This is a genomic window from Aquabacterium sp. (assembly GCF_004297345.1).
Lineage (GTDB): Bacteria > Pseudomonadota > Gammaproteobacteria > Burkholderiales > Burkholderiaceae_C > Aquabacterium.
Map to the genome: position 1 here is coordinate 1 of NZ_SCTN01000388.1, position 3,569 is coordinate 3,569.

At 62.9% G+C, this 3,569-nt stretch carries 3 protein-coding genes; 1 reads left to right on the forward strand and 2 read right to left on the reverse strand.

Annotation, left to right across the window (positions count from 1 at the left end; translation table 11 throughout):
• Positions 1-593, forward strand: a 593-nt coding sequence (locus tag EPO09_RS14865; RefSeq protein WP_290644107.1) for a homocysteine S-methyltransferase family protein, incomplete at its 5' end; no start/stop codon positions are given.
• On the opposite strand, the gene EPO09_RS14870 is transcribed toward EPO09_RS14865, so the two are convergent.
• Both EPO09_RS14870 and EPO09_RS14875 read right to left on the reverse strand, forming a co-directional pair.
• Positions 590-2,074 (reverse strand): chemotaxis protein CheW, encoded by a 1,485-nt coding sequence (locus EPO09_RS14870; RefSeq protein ID WP_290644108.1) that lies wholly within the window; start codon positions 2,072-2,074, stop codon positions 590-592. The two genes, EPO09_RS14865 and EPO09_RS14870, sit on opposite strands and share 4 nt — an antisense overlap.
• Position 2,075: 1 nt before the next feature.
• The coding region (locus EPO09_RS14875) for a methyl-accepting chemotaxis protein (RefSeq protein WP_290644109.1) at positions 2,076-3,569 on the reverse strand (1,494 nt) is incomplete at its 5' end.

Sequence of the window (3,569 nt, forward strand, 5' to 3'; positions counted from 1 at the left end):
CTCTTCCGATCTCCCTGCGCCAGGCCTATTACGACCAGGCCAAGGCCCTGATGGAGGGGGGTTGTGACGTCTTCCTGATCGAAACCATTTTCGACACGCTCAACGCCAAGGCCGCCATCTTCGCGGTCGATCAGCTGTTTGAAGACACGGGCGAGCGCCTGCCCATCATCATCTCGGGCACGGTGACGGACGCCTCCGGCCGCATCCTGTCTGGCCAGACCGTGAGCGCCTTCTGGCACTCAGTGCGCCACGCGCATCCGCTGGCCATCGGCCTGAATTGCGCGCTGGGCGCCACGCTGATGCGCCCCTACATCGAGGAGCTGTCCAAGATCGCGGGTGACACCTTCATCAGCTGTTATCCCAACGCCGGCCTGCCCAACCCGATGAGCGACACCGGTTTCGATGAGACGCCCGAGATCACGGGCGGTCTGGTGGAAGAGTTCGCCAAGGCGGGTTTCCTCAACATCGCCGGGGGCTGCTGCGGCACGACGCCGGGTCACATCGCGGCGATTGCCAAGCGCGTGAGCGCCTACAAGCCGCGTTGCCTGCATGAAGGCAACACGGGTTTTCTGAGCGATTTGAAGGCCGCTTAAATTCTTTGCTGCACGGACCGCGCCATCTGGCGCAGGTCGATCACGGGCAGCAGCTTGGCCTGCGGCCCGGCGCCCACTTGAGCCAGATCCTTGGTCGATGCCCGCTGGCTGCCATGCTCGGGGCCGGGCGTCCATCTGGCCTGTTCGATGGCCCGCAGTTGCGGCACCGCAAAACCCACCAGCTCACCTTCAGAGGCCACCACCAGCACGCTGGAGGGCGGCGTCTGTCCATCAGCCTGGCTGCCTGTCAGGTGCGTGAGGCTGAGCACCGGAATGGACCGGTTGCGGTTGACCATGAAGCCCAATAGCGGGCCATAGGCATCCGACAGTGCCGTGTCGCAGGCATAGGGCAGGATCTCTTCGACTTGCTCCAGTGGCGTGGCGGTCTCGCCACCCAATGTGTAGGTGAGCATGGCTTGCGTGCCAGCCTCCGACTGCGCACTGGTAGAAAAGGTCGTTGCGTTGAGGACGGCGCCGCTCATGGGCGCGTTGACGCCGGCCAGTGCGGCCACGGCGGGGAAGGCCTTGAGCGCCGGGCCATTGAGCAGCAGGTACTGGCTGGCCATTTCTCCCGCACGTTCCGCGCGCTCGGTGGACAAGACCGATGCGCGCAGTGCGCCTGAAAACAAGTCGGGATTGGGCAGTGCAAAAGCCGGCACCGGCATCACGTCGTCGGGCATGGTACGCACCACGTCGATCACTTCGCTGACCAGAAAAGCCACGTGGCCGGCGTCCAGCGACAGCACAAAGGCATGGGCGGCCTCGTCCACATCGAGTTCGCCCAGACCGCACAGGCTTTGCAGGTCCACGGCGGGCACCTTGGCGCCGGCATAGTCGATCACGCCTTTGCAATGGCCCATGGCCAAGGCGGAGGGGTAGATATCGGGGTGGGACATGGTGGCGTGAACCGCCATCGCATCCATGGCCAGGGCGATGCGACTGCAGCGCATCAGCATCATGGGCCGGGCCTCGTCACTGATTTGAACTTCGTCGCGTTCTTCCTGTGTTCGCTGGCGGTCGGGCTCGGGGTCTTCGACCATGGGCACGCCATCCAGTTGCGACAAGGCCTGGGGCGACAACAGACTCACCAGCAGGTCGGCATCCTCTCGGCGAATGCTGCCCAGGAAGGTGGCCGTGGTTGGATCCGATGAACTGGCCAGGTGGATGTGGCTGCTTTCGCAGGCAAAGATGCCGGTCACACCATCAGCCAGCAGCCCCAGCAGCTTGCCGGCATGCGCCATGATGATGACGCAGGGATACTGACTGGACTGAACTTCTCGGCCCAGCGCAATGCGCAGATCGACCACAGGCACGACCACGCCGCGCAGATCCAACCCGCCGACCACACTGGCCGCAGGGCAGGGCAGATCGATCAAGGTGCCGCAGGGCATGACCTCGCGCAGGGCCTCCATCGGCAAGGCCAGTTGCATGCTGCCCAGTGAGAACCCACCGAAGCTCTGGATGGATGTGACGGTTTCCATGTCACTGCAGCGCCGAGTCGGCCAGATCCTGAATCACCTCGGTGACCTTGCCTGTCATCTGGCGCTGGCGCTCTGCTGCATCCGCGATGGCGGAGACGTTGTTGCCTGTGCGCGCCACGCTGGACATGATGCCTTCGAAGCTGCGCGCAGCCTCCTTGCTGACTTCGGCACCGTTGTCGACCTGATGCGTAGATTCATCAATCAGCTTGGCGATCTCGCGCGCGGCTTGTGAGCTGCGCTCGGCCAGCTTGCGTACCTCGCCTGCGACCACCGAGAAGCCCACGCCATGCTGGCCTGCCCGTGCGGCTTCGATGGCGGCGTTGAAGGCCAGCAGATTGGTCTGATTGGCGATTTCACCGATCACGCGCACGATCTCGGAGACGCGCACCGAGCTCTTCTGGATGGCGTCGATGGCACCGATGGACTTCTGAATGGCTTCGAACCCGACACGGGCCGCGCTGGATGCTTCCTGGGCCATCTCGGCGGCGACACCCGAGTTGGCGGCAATGGCCGTGATGCTCTCGATCAGATGCTGAACGCTGTCGCTCATCTCGTGAGCTTTGGTCGAGATGCGGTGCTCCAGCTCCACTTCCTTGGTCACGTCATGGGCGTACTTCACGATCTTCGTGACCTGGCCATTCATGTCCATGATCGGGTTGTAGGTCGCCTGGATCCAGACCTTGCGATTGAACTTGCCGACCCGCTCGAACCGGCCGGCCACAAACTGGCCTTCGCTGAGTTTGAGCCAGAAGTCGCGGTACTCCACGCTTTGCGTGTACTCCGGCGAGCAGAAGATGCTGTGATGCTGGTTCTGGATTTCGCGCAGGGTGTAGCCCATGCTGCTCAGGAAGTGGCGGTTGGCGGTCAGCACGTTGCCGTCCAGATCGAACTCGATCACAGCTTGTGCGCGGTCAATCGCGGCAACCTTGGCTTCGAACTCGGCGCTGCGCAGTTTTTCCTGCGTCACGTCGATGGCGAATTTCACCACTTTGACGGGCTTGCCGTGGATGTCGAGGATGGGGTTGTAGGTGGCCTGGATCCAGACCTCCTTGCCGTCCTTGCCCAGGCGTTTGTATTCGCCGCTGTCGAACTCGCCCCGATTGAGCCGATCCCAGAAGAGCTGATAGTCGGTGGATGCGGCGTCCGTCGCAGGCACGAACATGCGGTGGCGTTGCCCCTGGATTTCCTCAAGCTGGTAGTTCATCAGCGCCAGAAAGTTGGCGTTGGCGGTCAGGACCTTGCCGCTCATGTCGAACTCGATCACCGCCTGGGCCTTGTTGATGGCGTCGATCTTGCCGTCGTCTTCCAGCGATTTGATCTTGGCTTGCGTGACGTCCGTGGCGAACTTGATGATCCGGGTGGGCTTGCCATCCGGGCCCAGGATGGGGTTGTAGGACGCCAGGATGTAGATGCTGCTGCCATCGGCCTTGTAGCGATGGAACTCGCCCGATTCGAAGCGGCCGGCGCGCAAATTGGCCCAGAAGGCCTGGTAGCC